This is a genomic window from Kitasatospora sp. Ki12 (assembly GCF_054601375.1).
The window spans coordinates 2,945,183-2,968,861 of record NZ_BAAIHT010000001.1; the positions used below are offsets into that span (position 1 = coordinate 2,945,183).

Annotated in this window: 13 protein-coding genes; 9 read left to right on the forward strand and 4 right to left on the reverse strand. The window is 73.3% G+C overall.

Annotated elements, in window-relative coordinates; all coding sequences use genetic code 11:
• Window positions 1-60: 60 nt before the first annotated feature.
• From ACYP53_RS13000 to ACYP53_RS13015, 4 genes are all read left to right on the forward strand, one after another.
• A complete protein-coding gene (locus ACYP53_RS13000) occupies window positions 61-717 on the forward strand; it encodes an HAD family hydrolase (protein ID WP_268256669.1) in 657 nt (218 codons plus the stop codon).
• Between the two features lie 186 nt (window positions 718-903).
• Window positions 904-2,529 carry an L-glutamate gamma-semialdehyde dehydrogenase gene (gene pruA, locus ACYP53_RS13005; protein ID WP_459647976.1) on the forward strand — a complete coding sequence of 542 codons (1,626 nt, stop codon included), beginning with the start codon at window positions 904-906 and terminating at the stop codon, window positions 2,527-2,529.
• 286 nt (window positions 2,530-2,815) lie between these two features.
• Complete coding sequence (locus ACYP53_RS13010) at window positions 2,816-7,762, forward strand: NAD-glutamate dehydrogenase (protein WP_189926439.1); 4,947 nt, start codon at window positions 2,816-2,818, stop codon at window positions 7,760-7,762.
• 146 nt (window positions 7,763-7,908) lie between these two features.
• The gene (locus ACYP53_RS13015; protein ID WP_459647453.1) at window positions 7,909-8,754 is read left to right on the forward strand and encodes a hypothetical protein; all 846 of its coding nucleotides are present in this window, start codon (window positions 7,909-7,911) and stop codon (window positions 8,752-8,754) included.
• Window positions 8,755-8,855: 101 nt separating this feature from the next.
• Here the strand turns inward: ACYP53_RS13015 and ACYP53_RS13020 are convergent, their stop codons facing one another.
• Both ACYP53_RS13020 and ACYP53_RS13025 read right to left on the reverse strand, forming a co-directional pair.
• Window positions 8,856-9,569 carry a hypothetical protein gene (locus ACYP53_RS13020; RefSeq protein WP_459647454.1) on the reverse strand — a complete coding sequence of 238 codons (714 nt, stop codon included), beginning with the start codon at window positions 9,567-9,569 and terminating at the stop codon, window positions 8,856-8,858.
• Between the two features lie 435 nt (window positions 9,570-10,004).
• Window positions 10,005-11,387, reverse strand: a complete 1,383-nt coding sequence (locus ACYP53_RS13025) for a sporulation protein (RefSeq protein ID WP_459647455.1) — start codon at window positions 11,385-11,387, stop codon at window positions 10,005-10,007.
• Between the two features lie 194 nt (window positions 11,388-11,581).
• Between ACYP53_RS13025 and ACYP53_RS13030 the strand changes: the two genes are divergently transcribed.
• Genes ACYP53_RS13030 through ACYP53_RS13040 form a run of 3 tightly spaced genes read left to right on the forward strand, consistent with a single transcriptional unit; the run spans window position 11,582 to window position 14,956 of the window.
• Window positions 11,582-12,607 carry a dTDP-glucose 4,6-dehydratase gene (locus ACYP53_RS13030; protein ID WP_459647456.1) on the forward strand — a complete coding sequence of 342 codons (1,026 nt, stop codon included), beginning with the start codon at window positions 11,582-11,584 and terminating at the stop codon, window positions 12,605-12,607.
• Entirely contained in the window at window positions 12,597-13,826 is a 1,230-nt protein-coding gene (locus ACYP53_RS13035; protein WP_459647457.1) for an ATP-grasp domain-containing protein, read from the forward strand. Before ACYP53_RS13030 ends, ACYP53_RS13035 begins: the two co-directional genes overlap by 11 nt.
• Window positions 13,823-14,956 (forward strand): DegT/DnrJ/EryC1/StrS family aminotransferase, encoded by a 1,134-nt coding sequence (locus tag ACYP53_RS13040; protein WP_459647458.1) that lies wholly within the window; start codon window positions 13,823-13,825, stop codon window positions 14,954-14,956. The genes ACYP53_RS13035 and ACYP53_RS13040 overlap by 4 nt, the downstream gene beginning before the upstream one ends.
• Before the next feature lie 71 nt (window positions 14,957-15,027).
• Here ACYP53_RS13040 and ACYP53_RS13045 read toward each other — a convergent pair whose 3' ends face one another.
• Both ACYP53_RS13045 and ACYP53_RS13050 read right to left on the reverse strand, forming a co-directional pair.
• A complete protein-coding gene (locus ACYP53_RS13045; RefSeq protein WP_459647459.1) occupies window positions 15,028-16,197 on the reverse strand; it encodes a UDP-N-acetylglucosamine--N-acetylmuramyl-(pentapeptide) pyrophosphoryl-undecaprenol N-acetylglucosamine transferase in 1,170 nt (389 codons plus the stop codon).
• 666 nt (window positions 16,198-16,863) lie between these two features.
• Window positions 16,864-19,725, reverse strand: a complete 2,862-nt coding sequence (locus tag ACYP53_RS13050; RefSeq protein WP_459647460.1) for an FtsK/SpoIIIE domain-containing protein — start codon at window positions 19,723-19,725, stop codon at window positions 16,864-16,866.
• A 410-nt stretch (window positions 19,726-20,135) separates the two neighbouring features.
• On the opposite strand from ACYP53_RS13050, the gene ACYP53_RS13055 reads away from it, so the two are divergent.
• Entirely contained in the window at window positions 20,136-22,055 is a 1,920-nt protein-coding gene (locus ACYP53_RS13055) for a serine/threonine-protein kinase (protein ID WP_459647461.1), read from the forward strand.
• A gap of 298 nt (window positions 22,056-22,353) precedes the next feature.
• The gene (locus ACYP53_RS13060) at window positions 22,354-23,607 is read left to right on the forward strand and encodes a serine/threonine-protein kinase (protein ID WP_189918982.1); all 1,254 of its coding nucleotides are present in this window, start codon (window positions 22,354-22,356) and stop codon (window positions 23,605-23,607) included.
• The last annotated feature ends 72 nt before the right edge of the window (window positions 23,608-23,679 follow it).

Sequence of the window (23,679 nt, forward strand, 5' to 3'; positions counted from 1 at the left end):
GGCCCCCGCGTGAGCTCCGCCCTACCGGTCCGCCGACGCCCGGCGTTACCGTTGTCCCCCGTGCGCACTCACATCGTTTGGGACTGGAACGGCACTCTCTTCCACGACATGGAAGCGGTGCTCGGGGCGAGCAACGCCGCTTTCGAGACCATCGGCGTCGGGCCGATGAGCCTGCGGGAGTACCGCGAGCAGTACGAGATCCCGATCCCGCGGTTCTACCAGCGGCTGCTGGGCCGCGCGCCCTCCCAGGAGGAGTGGCTGAAGCTGGACGAGGCCTTCCACGACCGCTACCGCGAGCTGAGCGAGGCCTGCGGGCTGACCGAGGGCGCGCGCGAGCTGATGGACGGCTGGCGGGCGGCCGGGCACAGCCAGTCGCTGCTGTCGCTGTACGTGCACGAGAAGCTGGTGCCGCTGGTCGACACCTTCGGTCTGACCGGCCACTTCCTGCGGGTGGACGGCCGTAGCGGCCCGGCCGGCGGGCAGAAGGCGGAGCACCTGGTCCGCCACCTGGCCGCGCTCGGCGAGCAGGTGGACCCGGCCCGTACGGTGCTGATCGGCGACGCCGCGGACGACGCCCTGGCGGCGCTGAGCGTGGGCGCGCACGCGGTGCTGTACACCGGCGGCTCGCACACCCGGGAGAAGCTGGAGCCGGTCGGCGTCCCGGTGGTGGACAGCCTGGCCGAGGCGGTCGAGCTGGCGGGCCGGCTGGCCGGCTGAGCGAGCTTCCGGAGCGGGCCGAAGGGCGACCCGGCCGGCGGCCCGCAGTGGCGGGCGCCACGTCCGCCGTCCGCGTGTCTGAGCGGGCGGATCGGGCCGCCGCTGGTCAGGCTGGACCAGGGCCCGTCCCGTGGGTCGGGTAGGGCCCGTCACCCGATCAGCCAGCCGGACGGAGCCGCCATGCCCATCGACGCAGTCACCGAGGTGCCGATCCCGGTCAACGAGCCGGTGCGGGCGTACGCGCCGGGCAGCCCGGAGCGGGACCGGCTGGTCCGGCGGCTGGACGAGCTGGCGGCCGAGCAGGTCCCGCTGCCGATGACCATCGGCGGTGAGCAGCGCTTCGGCGGCGGGGAGCGGATCGAGGTCGTCCAGCCGCACCACCACGCGGCCAAGCTGGGCGTGCTCGGCAACGCCACCCGGGAGGACGCCCGCGCGGCGGTGGACGCGGCGCTGGCCGCCGGCCGGCAGTGGCGCTCGCTCTCCTTCGACGACCGCGCGGCGGTCTTCCTGCGCGCCGCCGACCTGCTGGCCGGGCCCTGGCGGGAGACGCTCAACGCGGCCACCATGCTCGGCCAGTCCAAGACCGCGCAGCAGGCCGAGATCGACTCGGCCTGCGAGCTGATCGACTTCTGGCGGTTCAACGTCGGGTTCGCCCGGCAGATCCTGGCGGATCAGCCGATCTCCTCGCCCGGCGTGTGGAACCGCACCGACCACCGTCCGCTGGAAGGTTTCGTCTACGCGATCACCCCGTTCAACTTCACCGCGATCGCCGGCAACCTGCCCACCGCCCCCGCGCTGATGGGCAACACCGTGGTCTGGAAGCCCGCGCCGACCCAGACCCTGGCCGCCCACCACCTGATGCGGCTGCTGGAGGCGGCCGGTCTGCCGCCCGGGGTGATCAACCTGGTGACCGGCGACGGCCTGCAGGTCTCCGCGGTCGCGCTGGCCGACCCGGCCCTCGCCGGGCTGCACTTCACCGGCTCCACCGCCACCTTCCAGTCGCTGTGGCAGAGCATCGGCGCCAACATCGGCGGCTACCGCACGTACCCGAGGATCGTCGGTGAGACCGGCGGCAAGGACTTCCTGCTGGCGCACCGCTCCGCCGATCCGGAGATCCTGCGGACCGCGCTGATCCGCGGCGCCTTCGAGTACCAGGGCCAGAAGTGCTCCGCGCTCTCCCGCGCCTACCTGCCGCGCAGCCTCTGGCAGCGGATCAAGGACGACTTCCTGGCCGAGGTGGACGCGCTCGCGGTGGGCGACGTGACCGACCTGTCCAACTTCATGGGCGCCCTGATCGACCGGCGCGCCTTCGAGAAGAACCGGGACGCCATCGAGCGGGCCAAGGCGGACCCGACGATCGAGCTGGCGGCCGGCGGCCAGTACGACGACGCGATCGGCTGGTTCGTCCGGCCCACCGTCCTGGTCTCCTCCGACCACCGGGGCGAGATCTTCCGGACCGAGTACTTCGGCCCGATCCTCGCCGTCCACGTCTACGAGGACTCCCGCTGGGACGACGTGCTGCGCCGGGTCGACGGCGGCGCCCCGTACGGGCTGACCGGCGCGGTGATCGCGCAGGATCGTTACGCCATCGCCCAGGCCGTGGAGGAGCTGCGCTTCACCGCCGGGAACTTCTACATCAACGACAAACCGACCGGTGCCGTGGTCGGCCAGCAGCCCTTCGGCGGGGGCCGGGCCTCGGGCACCAACGACAAGGCCGGCGCCGCCCAGAACCTCCTGCGCTGGACCTCGGCGCGCTCGATCAAGGAGACCTTCGTGCCGCCGATCCACCACCGATACCCGCACATGGGCTGAGAGTGAACATCAGCCTCCGGTTTGGACATGCTGTCCAGGACGGACCCGACATCCTGCAGCTTTGCGCCTCCCCGTCCCTGTGCACCTTCGATTGATCCGGTTAGGCTGGCTGGCGTCGTCGGGTGGCTTGCAGGACGAACGTGTCGTCCTACCCACTGGGAGGACGTTTCATGCGCGCCATGAGCCCCTTTCAGTCGGATAGTGCGGCAGGATTGCGGCTGACCCGGCGGTGTACATCCACACACCACCGAGTCACGCAACGGCGCGCGACAGGAGCCAAGAAGTCATGCAGACCAAGCTGGACGCAGCCAAGGCCGAACTGCTCAAGAAGGCAGCCGCAGCCGCTGAGAACAGCCAGGTGGGGGGAGCGGCGCCCGGGGAAGGTCTGAGCAACGGCGCTCTGACCGCGTACCTGCACCACTACTACCTCCACACCGCTCCCGAGGACCTGGTCGACCGCGACCCGGTCGACGTCTACGGGGCGGCGGCCTCCCACTACCGGCTGGGCCTCAAGCGCCCGCAGGGCACCGCCGAGGTGCGGGTCCACACCCCCTCGGTGGAGGAGAACGGCTGGTCCTGCGGCCACACGGTCGTCGAGGTCGTCACCGACGACATGTCCTTCCTGGTCGACTCCGTCACCAACGAGCTGTCCCGCCAGGACCGCGGCATCCACATCGTGATCCACCCCCAGCTGGTCGTCCGCCGTGACATCACCGGCAAGCTGCTGGAGATCCTGGACGTCGACGCCTGCTCCCGCAGCCAGGCCGCCGGCACCGAGTGGCCGGCCGACGCGACCGTCGAGTCGTGGATGCACATCGAGATCGACCGCGAGACCGACCGCGACGACCTGCGCGCCATCGAGTCCGACCTGCGCCGCGTGCTCGGCGACGTCCGCGAGGTCGTCGAGGACTGGGGCAAGATGCGCGAGAGCGCCCTGCGCCTGGCCGACGAGCTGGCCGAGCAGCCCCCGGCCGGCCTGCCCGAGCAGGAGGTCGGCGAGGCCTGGGAGCTGATGCGCTGGCTCGCCGACGACCACTTCACCTTCCTCGGCTACCGCGAGTACGACCTGGTCGAGCACGAGGGCGAAGAGGTCCTCAAGGCCGTCGCCGGGACGGGCTTGGGCATCCTGCGCTCCGACCCGCACAGCCACGACGACCGCCACCACGCCGTCAGCGAGGCCTTCGGCCGGCTCTCCGCCCCGGTGCGCGCCAAGGCCCACGAGAAGAAGCTGCTCGTCCTCACCAAGGCCAACAGCCGTGCCACCGTGCACCGCCCGGCCTACCTGGACTACGTCGGCGTGAAGAAGTTCAACGCCGCCGGCGAGCCGATCGGCGAGCGCCGCTTCCTCGGCCTGTTCTCCTCCGCCGCCTACACCGAGTCGGTCACCCGCATCCCGGTCGTGCGCCGCAAGGTCCAGGCGGTGCTGGACGAGTCCGGCTTCTCCGGCGAGAGCCACGACGGCCGCGACCTGCTGCAGATCATGGAGACCTTCCCGCGGGACGAGATCTTCCAGACCCCGGCCTCCGAGCTGCTCTCCATCGCCACCAGCGTGCTCTACCTGCAGGAGCGCCGTAAGCTGCGCCTCTTCCTGCGCCAGGACGAGTACGGGCGCTACTTCTCCGCGTTCATCTACCTGCCGCGCGACCGCTACACCACGCGGATCCGGCTGCTGCTCACCGACATCCTCAAGGAAGAGCTGAACGGCGCCACCATCGACTACACGGTGTACGCCACCGAGTCGGTGCTGACCCGTCTGCACTTCGTGGTCCGGGTCGCCCCGGGCACCGAGCTGCCCCGGCTCAGCGATTCCGACATCGAGCGGATCGAGAACCGGCTGGCCGAGGCCGCCCGGTTCTGGATGGACGGCTTCCACGACCAGCTGCACGTCGAACTGGGCGAGGAGCGGGCCGCCGAACTCGGCCACAAGTACGCCAACGCCTTCCCCGACGGCTACCGCGCCGACTTCCCGCCGCGCACCGCCGTCGCCGACATCAAGCAGATCGAGTCGCTGCACGGCGAGGGCGACTTCCGCCTGAACCTGTACCAGCCGGTCGGCGCCGGCGACGACGAGCGCCGCTTCAAGATCTACCGGGTCGGCGGCCCGATCTCGCTCACCGAGGTCCTGCCGGTGCTCCAGCGCCTGGGCGTCGAGGTGCTCGACGAGCACCCGTACGCGCTGCGCCGCTCCGACGCCACCACCGCGTGGGTCTACGACTTCGGCCTGAAGCTGCGCGAGGCCACCGAGCTCAACGACGAGGCCCGCGAGCGCTTCCAGGAGACCTTCGCCGCCACCTGGACCGGCAAGGCCGAGAACGACGGCTTCAACGAGCTGGTGCTGACCGCCGGGCTGACCTGGCGCCAGGCGATGATGCTCCGCGCGTACGCCAAGTACCTGCGCCAGGCGGGCTCCACGTTCTCCCAGGACTACATGGAGGACGCGCTCCGCAACAACACCCACACCACCCGGCTGCTGGTCAACCTGTTCGAGGCCCGGCTGAGCCCCAGCCACCGCTCGGGCGCCCTGGAGCTGACCGAGGGCATCCTGGAGGAGCTGTCCGGCGCGCTCGACGAGGTCGTCTCGCTGGACGAGGACCGCATCCTGCGCTCCTTCCTGAACCTCATCAAGGCCACCCTGCGGACCAACTTCTTCCAGCACGCCGGTGACGGCGAGTGGCACTCCTACGTGTCGATGAAGTTCGACCCGAAGGCCGTCCCGGACCTGCCGGCCCCGCGCCCGGCGTTCGAGATCTGGGTCTACTCGCCGCAGGTCGAGGGCGTGCACCTGCGCTTCGGCAAGGTCGCCCGCGGCGGTCTGCGCTGGTCCGACCGGCGCGAGGACTTCCGCACCGAGATCCTCGGCCTGGTCAAGGCCCAGATGGTCAAGAACACCGTGATCGTGCCGGTCGGCGCCAAGGGCGGCTTCGTCGCCAAGCAGCTGCCGGACCCGTCGGTGGACCGCGACGCCTGGCTGGCCGAGGGCGTCTCCTCGTACAAGACCTTCATCTCGGCGCTGCTGGACATCACCGACAACCTGGTCGGCGGCGAGGTCGTGCACCCCGCCGACGTGGTCCGCCACGACGAGGACGACACCTACCTCGTCGTCGCCGCCGACAAGGGCACCGCGACCTTCTCCGACATCGCCAACGGCGTCGCGGAGTCGTACGGCTTCTGGCTGGGCGACGCGTTCGCCTCCGGCGGCTCGGCCGGCTACGACCACAAGGGCATGGGCATCACCGCCCGCGGCGCCTGGGAGTCGGTCAAGCGCAACTTCCGCGAGCTCGGCGTCGACACCCAGTCCGAGGACTTCACCGTCGTCGGCATCGGCGACATGTCCGGCGACGTCTTCGGCAACGGCATGCTGCTCAGCGAGCACATCCGCCTGGTCGCCGCCTTCGACCACCGCCACATCTTCCTCGACCCGAACCCGGAGGCGGCCGCCTCGTACGCCGAGCGCCGCCGCCTGTTCGACCTGCCGCGCAGCTCCTGGGACGACTACGACAAGTCGCTGATCTCCGCCGGCGGCGGGGTCTTCCCGCGCAGCGCCAAGTCGATCCAGCTGACCTCGCAGGTCCGGACCGCCCTCGGCATCACGGAGAGCCGGCTCACCCCGGCCGAGCTGATGAAGGCGATCCTGCAGGCGCCCGTCGACCTGTTCTGGAACGGCGGCATCGGCACCTACGTCAAGGCCTCCGCCGAGACCAACGCCGAGGTCGGCGACAAGTCCAACGACGCGATCCGCGTCAACGGCGAGCAGGTCCGGGCCCGGGTCATCGGCGAGGGCGGCAACCTCGGCTGCACCCAGCTCGGCCGCATCGAGTACGCGGCCACCGGCGGCCCGGAGGGCACCGGCGGCTGGATCAACACCGACGCGATCGACAACTCGGCCGGTGTGGACACCTCGGACCACGAGGTCAACATCAAGATCCTGCTCAACCAGGTCGTCGCCGAGGGCGACATGACGGTCAAGCAGCGCAACGTCCTGCTGGCCGAGATGACCGACGAGGTCGGCCACCTGGTGCTGCGCAACAACTACGCGCAGAACGTGGTGCTGGCCAACGCCGTCGCCCAGGCGCACAGCATGGTCAACGTCCACGCCCGGATGATCAACCGCTTCGAGGCGGCCGGCCGCCTCGACCGGGCGCTGGAGTTCCTGCCCACCGACCGCCAGATCCGCGAGCGCCAGCAGAACGGCCGCGGGCTCTCCCAGCCCGAGATGTCCGTGCTGCTCGCCTACACCAAGATCATCCTGGCCGACGAGCTGCTCGCCACCGACCTCCCCGACGACCCGTACTTCCGCGCCGCGCTGCACGACTACTTCCCCAGCGCGCTGCGGGCCCGGTTCGCCGACGCGATCGACGGCCACGCGCTGCGCCGCGAGATCATCACCACGCTGATCGTCAACGACACGATCAACCGCGGTGGCTGCACCTTCGCCTTCCGCCTGAAGGAGGAGACCGGCGCGACCTACGAGGAGATCGCCCGGACGCACACCGCCGCGCGGGCCGTCTTCGGCCTGGAGACGATCTGGGGCGAGATCGAGGGCCTGGACAACCAGGTCCCGGCCCGGGTGCAGACCAAGATGCGCCTGCACTCGCGCCGCCTGGTCGAGCGCGCCACCCGGTGGATGCTCAACAACCGCCGCCAGCCGCTCGACATCGCCGGCACCATCGAGTTCTTCCACGACCGGGTCAACCAGGTCTGGGGCTCGCTGCCCAAGCCGCTCCGCGGCGAGGACCTGACCTGGTACGAGTCGGTGTACAACGAGCTCGCCTCGGCCGGTGTGCCGGAAGAGCTGGCCACCCGGATCGCCGGCCTCTCCTCGGTCTTCCCGACCCTGGACATCACCGAGGTCGCGGACCGCTCCGGCAAGGACGTCGCCGAGGTCGCCGAGCTCTACTACGACCTGGGCGACCGGCTCCAGATCTCGCACCTGCTCGACCGCATCATCGAACTGCCCCGCACCGACCGCTGGTCGTCGATGGCCCGGGCCTCGATCCGCGAGGACCTCTTCGCGGCGCACGCGGCGCTGACCAACGACATCCTGGCCTGCGGCCCCGAGGGCGCCACCCCGGAGGAGCGCTACACCGCCTGGGCGGAGCTCAACGGCACCCTGCTGAACCGCGCCAAGAGCACCCTCGACGACATAAGGGGTTCGGACAACTACGAGCTGTCCAGCCTCTCGGTCGCGATGCGCGTCATCCGCACGCTGCTGCGCACCGGCTCGATGCGCTGACGGACAGCCGCACGGAAGGGCCCGCGTCCCCGCCGGACGCGGGCCCTTCCGCGTGCCCGGCTGTTCCCGGCTCCGGAAATGGATTGTGGGTCGTGAGCGGGCGTTCGCTACGGTGACCCTCGAACGATCAAGTGGGGGTTTAGGACATGGGGAAGAACCGAGCCTCGGTCCGCGCGGTGGGCGTGGGCATCTCGGTGGCACTGCTGGTCGCCGGGGCGGCGGCCTGCACGTCGGACGACAAGAAGGACACGGCGAAGGGCGACACCGCGGCGGCGGCCCAGACGGGCGCGCCCTCCGCGGCGCCCACGACGAAGGGGCCGGAGGCCTTCGCGGCGGCCGGCTACCGCGGCCTCAAGCCGGGCATGGCGAAGGACGCGGGCCTGGCCACCGGCGCGCTGGAGACCGCGCCGGTCTCGCTGCTCGACGGCTGCACCGACTTCGTCTACAAGGGCGGCCCGGCACCCGACCAGGCCCGGATGACGGCCGAGGCGGCCACCGAGGCCCGCTACAAGGACCTCAACGCCAAGGCGGACGCGGCCACCGGCAAGGCGCCCGCCCCGGCGGGCTCGGTGGGGCCGAACACCTCCGCGAAGGGCGCTGCGGACGCCGCCGCCGGCTCGGCCGCCGCGGCGGCGAACTCGGCCGCCAACGCCAAGCTGATCGCGGACGCCACACAGTCGCTGGTCGACCAGATGGTGGCCCGGGAGACCAAGGAGAAGGCGTACCTGGCCACCGGCCGGGTCTCCTTCGCCGCCGCCGGCCTGCGCGAGCTGGTCGCCCCGGCGGAGGCGAAGACCGCCGAGGGCATCGGTGCCGGCGCCACCCTGGAGGCCCTGCAGCAGGCCTACGGCGCCAAGGGCCTCCAGCTGGCGAAGAGCGGCAAGTACGTGTTCCCGGTGGACGGTCAGCAGGGCTGGCAGTACGAGTTCACCATGGACGGCGGCAAGGTCGCCGGGATGGCCGTGGTCAACCGCGACCTCAAGTGCGTCTGACCGGCTGACCGACCGGCTGACCGACCGGCCGACGGACCGGCCGGTGGAGGGCCCCGACGAACCACGCGGTCCGTCGGGGCCCTCCACCGTGATCCGCCGCCTCAGAAGCCGGGCGCCACGGTGAGGGGACCGCGCCCGCGCAGCCCCGCACGGGCGCGGGCGACACCGCGGGGAGTGGCGGCCGCACCGGTGCCGACCGCGACGGTTCTGGCGCCGAGGCCCGCACACGGGCGGCAGATGCCGGGGCGAGGCACCGGGTCGTGGCACTCGGCGCACTCGGGGGAGGAGGCCGGCCGGGGTGGCGGGGCCGACGGCACGGGCGGCATCTTGCGTTGGAGGCGGTCGCGGAGGATCGCCACGGGGGAGTGGAGGGGCGAGGGCAGGCCGGGGAGCAGGGCGTGGGCCAGCTCGGTTGCCGTGCTGCCGCGTTCCAGCCACTGGGCGACGAGGGGTGCCAGTCGCAGGGCCTCGGCCTCGCCGAGGCGCAGGCGGGGTTCGGGCCGGATCGCACGGAAGAGTATGGCCACCGCCCTGCGGGTCTGCTCGTCCGCTCGCGTCAACTGGGCGGGGAGGGTGGGTACTTCTCCCGGGTTCTTTACTACTTGGCTGTCAGGAGGACCGGTCTCGGGCTCACCGGGGTCCGAGGGCCGGTCACTCGGTGACTCCGGCCGCTGCGGAGTGTCGTACACGTGCACATCGGTACGGAGCGTGCCGTCGGGCAGCCGGACCGTCTCGACCCGGTAGTACCCGGCTTCCTTGAGCTCGTTGAGCGCCCGGCGAACGGCGCCCCGCCCCTGCGGGCTGGTGTCGGCCATGTGCCGCCCGTCCTCGCGCCAGCCGTCGGGACGGGAGAGGAGGTCAGCGAGGAGGCCTCGGGCGGTGTAGCTGAGGCGACGGTCCTGGAGAAGGCCGTTCGGAAGTACGGTGAAACAGCGCGCGTGAGCGCTACGATGAATGTGCATGGGGAGTTGCTGCTCCTGGTGCCAGACCCCGGGGTGCTCTAACACCGCCGGGGTCTTCTATGTTCTGTTGATGATGCGGAAAGTAGCACATCAACTACGCGGAGTGCCAAGCGTTCACTGGTTTCGCAGCCGGAGAGGCCGGGCGTACGGCGCGGTCTGCCTGCTGGTCAGATCCGGTGGCCGGTAGCCAGGGGGTGGGCACGTTCGAGGAGTTCGCGCCCGTGGGAGTTGCGGCGGTGGGGTCGAGTTGCGGCGAGCATCGCGCGGAAGCGGTCGTCGCCTGGCCGCTCAGCTGGCCATGGCCAGCTCCGCGCGTGCCCGCTGCAGTAGGTCCCGAACTGCCGGCTCCTTCGGCCAGCGCCGCAACTCCGTCGTGTAGTCCCGCACGTAGTCCCGCGCCCGCGTCGACTGCACCCGCGCGAGGATGTCGACCGCCCGGTGCCCCATCGCGACGCCTTCCTCGAGGCTGCCGCCCTGCAGGTGCACCGTCCCGAGCACCGTGAGGCGCAGCCCGACCGAGCGGGCGAACGAGCCCTCAGGCATCGCGTCGGCGTGCCGGTTCCACGTGAACGCCGCCTTCGGGTTGCCGAGGTCCCGCCACACCTCGACCGCATCCGATGCGAGGCGGGTGTGGCTCATGTAGCTGATCCACTCCGGATCGTCGCCGGGCCGTGTGCGGCCGAGGAGCGTCTCCGCCTCCGACAGGGCGCGCGACGCCGCCCGCGGGTCGCGCGACCGGCCGTGTGCCCGGGCCTCGACCATCTTCGCAAACGCCAGCACCCGCGGGCTCGACGACCCCTTCGCGCGCTCGTAGCCGCCCTGGACCATGTCGATGGCCTCGCTCGGGTAGCCGCGCAGCATGGCCTGCAGCGCCATCGTGGACATCACGTGGCTGCCGACCTCGGTGTCGCCGGCCGCGCGGGCGAGCGCGAGGGCCTGGATGAAGTGCCGCTGCGCGGCGTCGTGCTGGCCCATGTCCAGCTCGGTCCAGCCGACGACCCGGGCGAGCTCGGCCGTCACGCGGTACAGCTCGGCGCCGATCTTCTCCGGGTAGGTGCCGACCAGCAGCGGGCTCGCGCGGTGCCGGAGGCAGTCCGCGACGCTGCTGGAGCGCCAGCTGCCGCCGCCGTACTTCGAGTCCCAGGAGCGAGCCTCGCTCGCGGCCTGCCAGAGCTCCTCCACGTCCGCGCGGCCGACCTGGAGGCTGCCACGGTGCCCAGGGAGCGGCGCGGAGGGTCGGACCAGCCAGCGGGTGACCGGGGTGGTGTAGGCAGCGACGGCGAACGCGCCGCCGATGAAGTCGCGTCGGTGCACGGTGCTCCAGAAGTTCGCGGCGTTGCGCACGGCGTCGCCGGGGTCTCTGGGGAAATCCAACCCCATCGCGGCCGGGTCAGCGGGGAGGCCGACCATGCCCATCTCCGTAAGGGTGACAGGCCGTCCGAGGCGTTCTCCCAGCGCAACGGCGATGAGCTCGGGCGCAGGGGCGTCGGGGATCATGCCCTTGTCCACCCAGTTGCCGACACTCGTATGGGTGTACGCGCGCGACTGACCGCGTCGCGCGGAGAGCTCGTTCACCCGCTGCGCGAGGCCCTTGCGGCTGCGGCCGCTCGCGGCAAGGAGCGCGCCGAGGCGGTGGTTCGGTTCGCGGGTCCTGCGTGGTGCCGGCGCCATGAAGGGTCTCCTGCCTGCCGGTGGCCGGGCTTCGAGGGTAGGCCCGCAGGAACCAACACCGTTACCGCTCCCGTGATTTGTGGGCCCCCTCTGTGTGCCTGCCGGACGCCACCCTCCCGGGAGTGTTCTGGAAGCCGGTCGGACCGCTCCTCGCGACAGGGCAGGGGTGGCCGTCCCCCGGAATGGAGGCGCGCATGCGCCAGCTGCTCGTCACCGGCGGCGCCGGTTTCATCGGATCCCACTTCGCCAAGCGGATGCTTGCCGCCGACGATGTCGAGCGGATCACCGTCCTCGACGCCCTCACGTACGCGGGCAACCTGGACAACCTGGGTTCGGCGCTCGACTCGCCGAAGCTCACGTTCGTCCACGGCAACATCCTCGACACCACGCTCGTCACCGACCTGATCGCCCGGCACACCGCGGTCGTGCACTTCGCCGCCGAGTCCCACGTCGACCACAGTTTCGCCGACGCCGGGGCGTTCGCGGCGACGAACGTGCTGGGCACCCAGCGGATCCTGGAGGCCGCGGCCAAGGCCGAGGTGTCCAAGTTCGTCCACGTGTCCACCGACGAGGTCTACGGACCGCTCCTGGACGGTGCCGCGACTGAGGACGCGCCGCTGCGCCCGACGGTCCCCTACGCCGCGAGCAAGGCCGCGTCGGACCTGGTCGCCCTGTCGTACGCGGTCACGTTCGGGCTGCCGGTGTGCGTCACCCGCTCCTCGAACAACTACGGGCCCGGCCAGCACCCGGAGAAGGTCGTCCCCCGGTTCATCTCCGCCCTGATGCGGGGCGACAAGGTCACCGTTCACGGACAGGGTCAGCACGTGCGGAACTGGCTGCACGTCGAGGACAACTGCGCCGGCGTCGAGCTCGTGCTGCGCGACGGCATGCCCGGCGAGGCCTACAACCTCGGCCTCGGGGCGGATCTGACGAACCGGGAGCTGACGGCGCTGCTGCTGCGCGCCTGCGGCGCGGACTGGAGCCGCGTGGTGTACGTCCCGGATCGGACCGCGAACGACCTGCGGTACGCGATGGACTGCGCCAAGGCCGAGCAGCTCGGCTACCGGCCGTGCCGCTCTCTCGATGACGGTCTCGCCGAGACCGTCGCCTGGTACCAGCACCACCCGGACCGCTGGGCCCCGCAGGCCCGCAACCCGCAGCTCCCGGTACCCGCCGTCCACACCACGGCCCCGAGCCCGGAGCGTGACCGTGCCCGGTGACCAGTTGCCACAGAACGCGCTGCTCGTGCTCGGCGCATCGGAGGAGCACATCCCTCTGTACCAGGAGGCGGGACGGCGAGGAATCCCGACCATCGCTGTCGACATGCGGTCGGACGCCCCCGCGTTCCCCTTCGCCGATGCGGCCATGAAGGTCTCCACCCGGGACGCGGGTGCCATCGCCGAAGCCCTGGGCGACACGCGGCCCGCCGGGATCGTGGTCGGTGCGAGCGACGCCGCGCTGCTCACCTGGCGGGTCCTGGGCCTGCGCTACGGCATGACCTACGTGTACCCGGAGGCGGCCTTGGCGGGTCTCGACAAGGCCGCCTTCCATAGGATCGCCGCGTCCTGCGGCGTCGCCGGGTACGGGTGGGCCGCGTCGGACGACCCGGCCGAGATCGCCGGGAAGGCGGCAGAGCTGCGGTTCCCGCTCATGGTCAAGCCGGTGGACGGATCGGGCAGCAAGGGCATCACGCGCCTCACCCACCCGGACGGCCTCCCCGCCGCCATCGCCCACGCACGCACCTACTCCACCTCCCGGACCGTGATCGCCGAGGAGTACGTCCACGGCCGCCAGCTGACCATTGACCTCTTCCTCCGCGACGGCACGCCGGCCATGACCTGCATCAAGGACCAACACCTCGTGGCCGGCAGAAGCGTCGTCCGGCGCATCAGAACGGCGCAGCTCTCCCCGCAGGAGCACTGCCACCTTGAGGACATCGCCGTCCGGCTGTGCGCCGCGCTGGGCATCGTCAACGGGCCCGCGAACTTCGACCTCGTCCTTGGCGAGGACGGCCAGGGCCGCATCGTCGAAGCCAACCCGCGCCTGAGCGGGGACAGCATCCCGCGCCTGCACGAGGCCGCCTACGGCGTCAATGTCGTGGGCGCGCTCATCGCACTCGCGCTCGGTGAGCCGTTCGACGCCTATCTGAGGCCGACGCGCAACGCGCACGCGGGGGTGGAACTGCTCGGCTCCCCCCTCGACGTGGAAGGCGAACTCGCCACTTGGGAGGGGGTCGCCGAAGCCCGCAACGTCCCCGGTGTCACCGGTATCGAGCTGTACGCCCAGCCCGGAGACCCTGTGCACCCGCATGACCAGTCCGGCCACAAGATCGGCATGATCACCGCCGCCGGACCGTCGCCCGCAGATGTGTCCGCGGCCCTGGACAAGGCCGTCTCACTGCTCCGACCGATCATCCGACCGACCCGGGAGGTATCGTGATCACCCCGTCACGGCCCGACGCCGCACGCAACGCCAGCCCGTACCTGTACGGGACGGAACTGGAGGCCGTGGGGCGCGTCCTGGCTGACGGCCAGTACGGGCACACCGCCGTCACCGAGCAGTTCGAGCAGGACGTCGCCCGGTTCCTCGGTGTCCCGGACGCTGTGGCCACCGCCTCCGGCACGGCCGCCCTGCACTGTGCCCTGCTGGCCGCCGGGGTCGGCGCGGGGGACGAGGTGATCGTGCCGTCCATGACGTTCTGCGCCACTGTCCAGGCCATCCGCGCCGTGGACGCGGTCCCCCGCTTCGTTGAAGTCAACCCCGACACCCTGTGCGCGGAGGCCGCCACGGTCATGGCCGCCGTGACCGACCGCACTCATGCGGTGCTGCCGGTGCTGTACGGCGGCCGGGCCGTGGATCTGGGCGCGGCCTACGACACCCTCCACGAGCGCGGCATCGCCGTGATCGAGGACGCGGCGCACGCCTTCGGCTCGCACCTGAACCACCGGCGCGTCGGTGCGACCGGAGCCCTGACGTGCTTCTCGTTCGGGCCCATCAAGAACCTCACCTGTGGTCAGGGCGGCATGGTCATCCCGCGCAACCCCGGTGAGGCCGACTTCCTACGCGGCGTGCGGATGCTCGGTGTAGTGCAGTCCCAGGCCGAACGCCAGGCCATCACCAGCTACAGCGTGGAGGGTTTCGGGCTGCGCTACCAGATGTCTTCCATCAACGCCGCCATCGGCCTCGCGCAGCTGCGCCGCTTCGCCGAGACGGAGAAGACCCGGCGGGAGCTGTGGGTCGCCTACCGCGACGCGCTGTGCGGCATCCCGGCGGTGGAGCTGGTGGACGTGGACGTGACCCGCACGGTGCCGCACCTGTGCGTGGTCCGGGTGCCGCACCGCGAGGACGTGTTCCGGCTGATGAGGACCCGGGGCATCGCGGTGGGCGTCCACTACCCGCCCAACCACCTCCAGGCAGCCTTCAAACCCTGGCACCGGCCGCTGCCGGTCACCGAGAAGGTCAGCGAGGAGATCCTGAGCCTGCCGTTCCACCAGCACCTCACCGAAACCGACATCGACCGCGTGGTGAACTCCCTCGAACAGGCCCTCACATCGGCAGGAGGACCGTGATGCGCAAGACCCTGACCGCATGCCTTGGCAACAGCCCTGCACATCGGACGCCGACGCCCCAGGCCTGCTGATCAGGCGGAGGCGGCGGACAGCAGCACGTCGACCAGTCGCTCGGCGGCGTCGGGGCGGCCCATCTGCCGGGCCTGGTCGGCGATCTGGCCCCGCAGTCCGGGGTCGGCGAGGAGCGGCTCGATCGCGTCTTGCAGCATGGTGGTGTCGACCTCTCCGGTCAGCGCCACCGCTGCGCGTCGCCGCTGCAGGTGCATCGCGTTCTGGGCCTGCTCGTTGCCGGCCGACGTCGCGAGCGGCACGAGTACGGCGGCCTTGCCCAGGGCGGTGAGCTCGGCGATCGTTCCGGCGCCGCTGCGGGACAGGACGACGTCGGCCAGCGCCAGCACGTCGGGGAGCTCGGGGCCGACGTAGCCGGTCAGGTGGTAGCGGGCGGCCAGGTCCGGAGACAGGGTGTGCACCGTCGCGCTGAGGGCGTCGAGGTTCGCGGGCCCGCACTGATGGATCACGTTCGCCCGCGAGAGGAGCCACGGAAGGGTGTCCCGTACGAGTTCGTTGATCTGCTGCGAGCCCTGGGCGCCGCCGGTGACGTACACGGTCGGCAGCCCGGAGGCGAAGGCGTGCAGGCCGAGCGCGTCGACCGCCTTCCGGGCGTGGCCGGCCAGCACCTCGGGCCGGACCGGGTTGCCCGTCACCACCGTGGTGCCGCGCACCGACTCCGGCAGGAGTTCGAGGGTGGCTTCCGAGGAGACCGCGAACCTGGTGGCCGCGCGCGCGAGCGACCGATTCGCCAGCCCGAGCCGCACAGTCTGCTCGTGAACGACCAGCGGCCTGCGGCACACCTTCGCCGCCAGACCGACCGGCACCGCCACGTACCCGCCGGTGGCGAGGACGACGTCCGGCCGGAAGTCGGCGACGATCGCGCGGGCCTGGGCCACGCCGAGCGGAACGCGGCTCATGTCGCGCACGTTCGCGGGCGACACGAGTTTGAGGGGGTTGGAGGAGCGCCGAACCTTGCCCGTCGCGACCGCGCGGAAGGGGATGCCCTCGCCGGCGGCGACGCGGTTCTCCAAGCCACCGTCGACGCCGACCCACAGCACCTCCAGCGAGCGGCCCGTCGCGGCGAGCCGAGCCTGGAGGGTCCGGACCGCGGTCAGGGCGGGGTACGTGTGACCGCCGGTGCCGCCTCCGGTCACGATCAGCCGGAACGGCTCGCTGCTGTGCTGCGTCACGGGGCGCTTCCTCTGTTCGCGGACGTCGTCCGGTCCACGCTAGCGCCTGTCTGGAGAGCCCAGTTGGACCGTCACACCCGAGGGGGAGACGTCCCGGTGCGCTTGCGCGGTTGCCGGTCCGGGCCGCCCTGGACGTGGTACTTCACCGAGCACAGGCTGCACGGTGAGACCGGGCACGCCCTCTACCTGCTCGCGGCGGGCTCAGGAAGCCGCCTTGAAGGCCGTCGCCGACGGTAGGGCTTTGCTGGTCGCCCTGTTTCCGGCGGATCTCGCAGCGTCTGAATTCGGCGGTTCTTGTTCCTCGTCGGTTGAATCGTTCCGTCATCTCGTGTGCTGGCCTTCGAGATCATCTCGAAGGCCAGCACCATGTTTCAGCGCTCGATTCTTCGTGGTGATGCAGAAACTGGATCAATCCCGACAGCGTCCAACATCGCCGCCGTTCTCCCTTTGTTCTGCGTAGGAAGTCGGTCTGGCCGACTTCCTACGCAGAAGAGCTCGGGCAGTACCGTCGCCGAAGCGGCGACGGGCGGGTGGGGTTCTCATCCGTTCCGAGGCGGCCCAGCGGTGTGTTCCGCCTCGCACCGCACCGCACCGCCCCGCCCCGCCGCGATCGCTATCGCGGCGGGGCGGTGAGATGAACGGGGCGATCAAGGGGAAGGCTCGGGGTCAGCGGGCGGCGGCGCGTTGGAGGGCGCTGGCGAGGAGGGCGAGGTCGGTGGGGCCGTTGCCGAGTTCGCGGACGGGGCGGCGGGCGGGTGGGGCGCCGAGCTGGAGCGGGTCTATCGCGACCACGGTCGGGCGGAGGGTGGCGGTGCGCGGGATGCGGCCGCTGATCCGGGCGGTCTGGAAGGCGGTGACGCCGCCGTCCGGCAGCCGCAGGTAGCCGCGGCCGGGGGTGTCCTCGGGGAGGGCGGCCGCGTCGCCGAGGTGGATCAGCAGGTCGGAGTCGGCCGGGTCGTCGGTGCGCAGGGCGATCCGCAGCAGGGCGGCCTCGTCGACCTCGGTGCCGGCGCTCTCCTCCGGGCGGCCGGTGGCGACCGCGAGGTGGATGCCGAGCGGGCCGCCGCGGCGGGCGATGTCGGCGAGCGCGCGGGCGAGCGGGCGGCCGGCCGGGGAGGTGGGGGAGAGCAGGGCGTCGTAGTCGTCCACGACGACGACCAGTCGGGCGGGGACGGGTGGGGCGGGCGCCGGCGCCGCGGGGGCGGCGGTGGGCCGGGGGCCCTCCGCGCTGCGCGGCTGGATGATCCGGGGCGTGGCGGCGGACCCGGCTCCGACGGTGGCCGGCACCGGCACCTGCGGGTGGTCGGACGCCTCCTGCCGGTCGGCCTGGCCGTCCAGCTCGTGCCGGCTGTCCAGGATCCGGGCGGCGTGCCAGGAGGCGAAGTCCAGTCCGTCGAACAGCCGTTCTCGCAGGGCGAGTTCGTCCTCCAGGCGCTCGGCCGCGAGCAGTGCGGCGCGCGGGTCGCCGGCGGCGTTCACCAGGCCGGTGACGTGCGGCAGTTCGGTGCAGCCGTCCAGGCCGTCCTCGGTGGCCCGGCCCTCGATGACGGTGACGGCCAGCCGCTCGGGGCGCTCGGAGACGGCGAGCGAGGCGATCAGGGTGCGCAGCAGTTCGGTCTTGCCGGAGCCGCGGGCGCCGCCGATCAGCAGGTGCGGGCCGCCGGGGTCGGGGGAGGGGAGGGCGAGTTCGGGGTCGGCCAGGTCGAGCGTGCACAGTTCGTCCCGGGTGGTGCCGAGCAGTGCGGTGGCCGCGCCGATGCCGCCCGCATGGGCGGCCCAGCGGGCGGACAGCTTGGCCGGGGTGACGGTGTCGAGCTGCAGCAGGTCGAGCAGGCGCAGGGCGTCCGGCAGCGGGCCGCGGGCGGCCGGGGCGGCCTCGCGCAGCGGGGCGAGGACGCGGGCCAGCCGCTCGGCCCAGGCGTCCGAGACGGCGTCCAGCGAGACCTCGTGCAGGGTCTCGCGGCCGCGCGCGACCGGGCGGTCCAGCGAGAGCTGGGTGCCGACCTCGCCGGTGATGAGGGCGGTGGCGCCGAGGCCCCGGGGGAGCAGCTCGGGCTGCTCGGCGAGGCAGATCGGGAAGATGCCGACCGCCGGGCCCTGGCGCAGCAGCAGGTCGAGCGCCTGCCGGGCGGTCTCGGTGGCCGGTCGGCCGTCCACCACGACCACGGTGGCGGGGTGGCCGCCGAGGCCGCTCGGGCCGCTGAGCCGGGCGGTGAGCTCGGTGAGCCGGGCGGTGGCCTGCTCGTCGTCCAGGCCGATCAGCAGCCGGCAGTCCTGGCCGTCGACCGGGCGCAGGTGGGGCAGCCACAGGGCCCAGGCCCAGGTGTCGCTGCGGTCCTCGGTGGCGCGGGCCGGGTCGGCGTCGACCACGACCAGGCTCAGGCCGGTCGGCGGGTGCAGGGCGGCGAGCTGGGCGACGACGGCGCGGGTGAGCGCGTCCAGGCGTTCGCGCGGGCCGCACAGTCCGAGGCTGCCGGCGGTCTGCAGGTCGAGGGTGACCGGGACGGCGGGCAGCATCGTGCCGGGCGTGGTGCCGGGGCCGCCGGGGCGGTCGGCGGTGCCCAGGCGCAGGGTGAGCGCGTCGGGGTGGCCGGGGCCGCGCTCCCAGAGCCGGGGGCCGGGCCCGACGGCGCTGAGCAGCAGGGTGGCGAGGTCGGGCCAGCGCTCGCGCTGGGCGGCGGCCTGGCGCAGCCGTACCGCGGCGTGGTGGCGGTCGGCGCTCTCCTGGCCGGGGGGTTCGGCGGCGCGGCCGGGCAGCAGGGAGAACAGGCCGCGGCCGCGCCCGGGGGCGGGCTCGGGGGCGGTGGGCGGCTCGGCCACCGGCGGTGCGGGCCGGGCCGGGCCGGGGGCGGCGAGCTGGAGGTGGCCGTGGCCGTCGGGCAGGGCGGCGCGGGCCGCTCCGGTGGTCTCGGCCGGGCCGGGGGCGGTCACCTGGAGGGTGGACTCGCCGATCCGGAGCAGGGCGCCGGGCTCCAGCGGGACGGCGGCCTCGGGCGGGCCGGGCGGGACGAGCCGGCCGTCCAGGGTGGTGCCGTTGGTGGAGCCGAGGTCGCGGACGGAGACCCGGCCGTCCTCGGCGAGGTGCAGGACGAGGTGGAGCCGGGAGACGTCCGGGTCGTCGAGCGGGACGTCGGCCTCGCCGGAACGGCCGATCCGGATCTCCCGGCCGTGCAGCCGGTGCACGCCGCCGGCGTCCGGGCCGCCGACCACGCGCAGTTCGGCGGCGGCCGGGGCGTCGTCGGGGTCGTCGGCGGTCGGGTCGGGCTCGTTGAGACTGAGGACGGCTCCGTCGAGCAGCGGGGGGTGGCCGAGCAGGGTGTGCTCGTCCACCCGGTGCGCCCCGGCGTACAGGTGCACATGGGTGGCGGCCCGCGGCCCGCGCACGCCCACGGCGCCCGCGAGGGCGCCCGCGATGGCGCCGAGCGCGGTGCCGACGGGCGCGGTGACCAGCACGTCCACGTAGGGGATGGCGGAGCCGGCGGCGGCCGGGCCGCTGCGCGGTCGGAGGACGGTCAGCCGGATCTGCATCTCGCCCGCGGGTCCCTTCTGCTGGTGTGAAGCCTGGTACCCCGGCGCCGTCGCGGACGCACCGGGCGGCCGCGGCGACCCCATTGGGCCACACGAGTGGCGAGTGTCCATCCTGCCATCCGGCACGGACGGTCCGCGCACGGTACCGGATTTGACGATCTTGCGATCATCGCCATGGTGGAGGCGACGGTGGGTCAGGTCAACCGCCTCCCCGCGGGTCCCCTGAGCAGGCCCGCCGACCGCTCCGGGGGCTCCCCTAGGGGATGTCCCCGACCCTGCTCGGATGCCCCGCCGGTCACCCCGAAAACCTGAACGGACACCGTTAGAGTGGCCGCAGACACGGGCCCGGCAGGCTCACCGCACCGGCGGAGGAGCGCCCCGCGCGGGCGGCACGGCGAGGAGTGCGACAGGTGCGGCCAGTCGGCAGCAAGTATCTGCTGGATGAGACCCTCGGACGGGGTGCGACCGGCACCGTCTGGCGCGGCGTGGTGCGCGAGGACGTCCAGGTGCCGGGCAGCGAGCCCGGCCAGCTGGTGGCGATCAAGGTGCTGCGCGAGGAGCTGGCCGCCGACCCCGACGTCGTGATGCGCTTCCTGCGCGAGCGCTCGCTGCTGCTGCGGCTGACCCACCCCAACATCGTCCGGGTCCGCGACCTGGTCGTCGAGGGCGAGCTGCTGGCCCTGGTGATGGACCTGGTGGAGGGCCCCGACCTGGCCCGCTACCTGCGCGCCAACGGCCCGTTCAGCCCGATCGCCGGCGCCCTGCTGATGGCCCAGGTCGCCGACGCGCTGGCGGCCAGCCACGCGGACGGGATCGTCCACCGCGACCTCAAGCCGGCCAACGTGCTGCTCGCCTCCACCATGGTGGACGGCGTCGAGCGGATGCACCCGCTGCTGACCGACTTCGGCATCGCCCGCCTCGCCGACTCCCCGGGCGTCACCCGCACCCACGAGTTCGTCGGCACCCCCGCCTACGTCGCGCCGGAGTCCGCCGAGGGCCGGCCGCAGACCTCCGCGGTGGACGTGTACGGCGCCGGGATCATGCTGTACGAGCTGGTCACCGGCCGTCAGCCGTTCCAGGGCGACGGCGCGCTCGCCGTCCTCCAGGCCCACCTGGCGCAGGAGCCGCAGCGGCCCAGCACCATGCCCGAGCCGCTCTGGACGGTGATCGAGCGCTGCCTGCGCAAGGACCCGGCCCAGCGGCCCAGCGCCACCTCGCTGGCCCGCGCCCTGCGGGTGGTCGCGGCCGGGGTCGGCGTGCACGCCTCCCCGGCGGCGGTGGACGAGGCGCTGGCGGTCGCGGCCCTGCTGCAGCCGGACCCGCAGCCCACCGCCGTCCCCGGCACCGTCCAGGCCGTCCCGGGCGCGCCGGCCGGCACCGAGGACCGCACCCGGCTGCTGCCCCCGGTCGTCCCCGGCGCCCCGGGCGCCCCGGAGTACGACCCGGCCGCGGCGACCCGGGTGATGGGCACCCAGCCGCCGCCCGCGCCCCCGTACGGCGCCGCGGACCGCACCCAGGTCATGCCGCCCACCGCCGTGCCGCCGCCCCCGCCCGCCGCGCCGCCCGGTCCGCCCGGGCCCAAGGAGGAGGCGCCGCACCCGTGGCAGACCCAGCTGCGCGCGGCCCGGGACCGCAACCAGCAGACCCAGGTCGGCTACTTCGGGCCGGAGGACTACGAGGACTACGGCGATCCGCAGGTCGCGCCGCCGCCCTACCAGGCCGGGCCCGCTGGCCAGGGCGGCCAGGGCGCACCGGGCGGCCGGCCCGGGTACCAGCCGCAGCCGCCGGCCGGCTACCGGCAGGCCCCGCCGCCGCCCGGCTATGCCCAGCGCCCGCCGGTGGCCCCGCCGCCGTACCAGGGCGGACCGGGCGGCCAGGGAGGCCAGGCCGGTTACGGCCCCCAGGGCGGCCAGGGCGGTCAGGGCGGCCGTCCGCAGCCGCCCGGCGGCTACCGGCAGGCCCCGGCCGGGTACGGCCGGCAGCAGGGCGGCTACCCGCCGCCCCCGCCCGCCCCGGCCCCGGCCCCGGCGCCGCGCCGGGCCGAGCCGCCCGCGCCGCAGTACCGGGAGGCCCCGCCGCGTCGCGAGGAGCCGCCGCGCGAGCAGTCCCGCCGTGAGCCCGCGCCGGCCCGCGAGCCGCGTCGGCGCAGCCGCAACCGGATGTACATCCCGGGCCTCGGCTGCCTCAAGGGCTGCCTGATGGTGCTGCTGGTGCTGGCCGTGGCCGCGCTGGCGGCGTGGAACTTCACGCCGCTGCCGCACTACTGGGACAACGTCGTGGGCTGGTTCGACTCGGCGCGCGACTGGGTGAACAGCGTCTTCGGCAAGTAGCGCCCCGGCGGCCCGGCCCGGCCCGGAGCCCGCGCCGACCCGTCCGAAGCGGGTCGGCGCGGGGCCGGTGCCGGGTCTGTACGGGGCCGGTGCCGGGTCCGCGGGGGCCGATCCGGGGCCCGGACGGCGAGATTGACGCTTTGTCGACAATCCACGAGATTTCTCGCCGTAGACTCCCGCTCCTGGCCCCTCAGGCGGCCCCCGCGGGGCCTCCGGGCGCGTAGGTTGGTCGCTGTTGTCCCGCCCCACCGAGCGCACCGGACCCCCGGAGCGCTCCCGCGCCGCCCACGGAGCAGCATTGGCACGCAAGATCGGCAGCCGGTACACCGTCCACCAGGTGATCGGCCGGGGTTCGGCCGGGACGGTCTGGCTCGGTGAGGGGCCCGACGGCCCGGTGGCGGTCAAGCTGCTGCGTGAGGACCTCGCCTCCGACCAGGTGCTCGTCGGCCGTTTCGTCCAGGAGCGCACCGCGCTGACCAGCCTCGACCACCCCCGGGTGGTCGGCGTGCGCGACATGGTCGTGGACGGCAGCGACCTCGCCCTGGTGATGGAGCTGGTCCAGGGCACCGACCTGCGCTCCCGGCTGGAGCGGGACGGCGCGCTGCCGCCGCAGACCGCCGCCTCGATCATCGCGGACGTCGCCGACGGCCTGGCCGCCGCCCACGCGGCCGGGATCGTGCACCGCGACGTCAAGCCGGAGAACGTCCTGCTCGACCTGGCCGCCGCCCCCGGCCCCGGCGGCGCCCCGCGCGCCAAGCTCACCGACTTCGGCGTGGCCCGCCTGGTCGACGCCCCGCGCCGGACCCGGGCCACCCGGATCATCGGCACCCCCGACTACCTCGCCCCCGAGATCATCGAGGGCCTGGAGCCGCGCGCCGCCGTCGACATCTACGCCCTCGCCACCGTCCTGTACGAGCTGCTGGCCGGCTTCACCCCCTTCGGCGGCGGCCACACCGGCGCGGTGCTGCGCCGGCACGTCACCGAGCAGGTGCCGCCGATCCCCGGCCTGCCGGACGGGCTGTGGCGGATCATCTCCGAGTGCCTGGCCAAGGCCCCCGCCTCCCGGCTGCGCGCCGCCGAGCTGGCCGCCCGGCTGCGCGAGCAGCTGCCCTCGCTGGCCGGCCTGCCGGTGCTCGTGGTGCCCACCCAGGGCCGCGCCCCGGCCGAGGAGCAGCTGACCCCCGGCGAGGCCGTCTACGCCGAGGTCGACGCCGGCCCCGGGCTGCACAAGCGCCGCCGCGGCCCGGCCGTCCCGCTGGTGCCCGGCACCGCCCCGGACTCCACCCGGGACACCCACACCAGCCTGCGCCGCCCGTCCGCCGACGAGCTGGCCGCGTACGCCGCCGAGTCCCGCGCCCAGCGCACCGCCCCGGGCCACCGCCGGGACCGCCAGGCCCTGCTGCGCCGCCGCCGGCTGCTGGCGGTCCTGCTGGCCACCGTCCTGCTGCTGGCGGGCGCCGCCGCGGCCTGGACGGCCTTCGCGGCCACCGCCCCGGACGCCGGCCACCCGGCCCGCCCGGCCGTGCACGGCACCGCGCCGCGGGCGCCGTAGGGCGTGCCCCGGGGTCCGTCCGGGCCTCCCGTCGCGGGCGGACGGCCGGGCCCAGGAGCGGGGGTGTCGTCA

Coding starts and splice junctions, on each gene's coding strand:
- ACYP53_RS13010 (WP_189926439.1), top strand. CDS start 2,816: ATGCAGACCAAGCTGGACGCAGCCAAGGCCGAACTGCTCAAGAAGGCA.
- ACYP53_RS13015 (WP_459647453.1), top strand. CDS start 7,909: ATGGGGAAGAACCGAGCCTCGGTCCGCGCGGTGGGCGTGGGCATCTCG.
- ACYP53_RS13020 (WP_459647454.1), bottom strand. CDS start 9,569: ATGGCCGACACCAGCCCGCAGGGGCGGGGCGCCGTTCGCCGGGCGCTC.
- ACYP53_RS13025 (WP_459647455.1), bottom strand. CDS start 11,387: ATGGCGCCGGCACCACGCAGGACCCGCGAACCGAACCACCGCCTCGGC.
- ACYP53_RS13030 (WP_459647456.1), top strand. CDS start 11,582: ATGCGCCAGCTGCTCGTCACCGGCGGCGCCGGTTTCATCGGATCCCAC.
- ACYP53_RS13050 (WP_459647460.1), bottom strand. CDS start 19,725: ATGCAGATCCGGCTGACCGTCCTCCGACCGCGCAGCGGCCCGGCCGCC.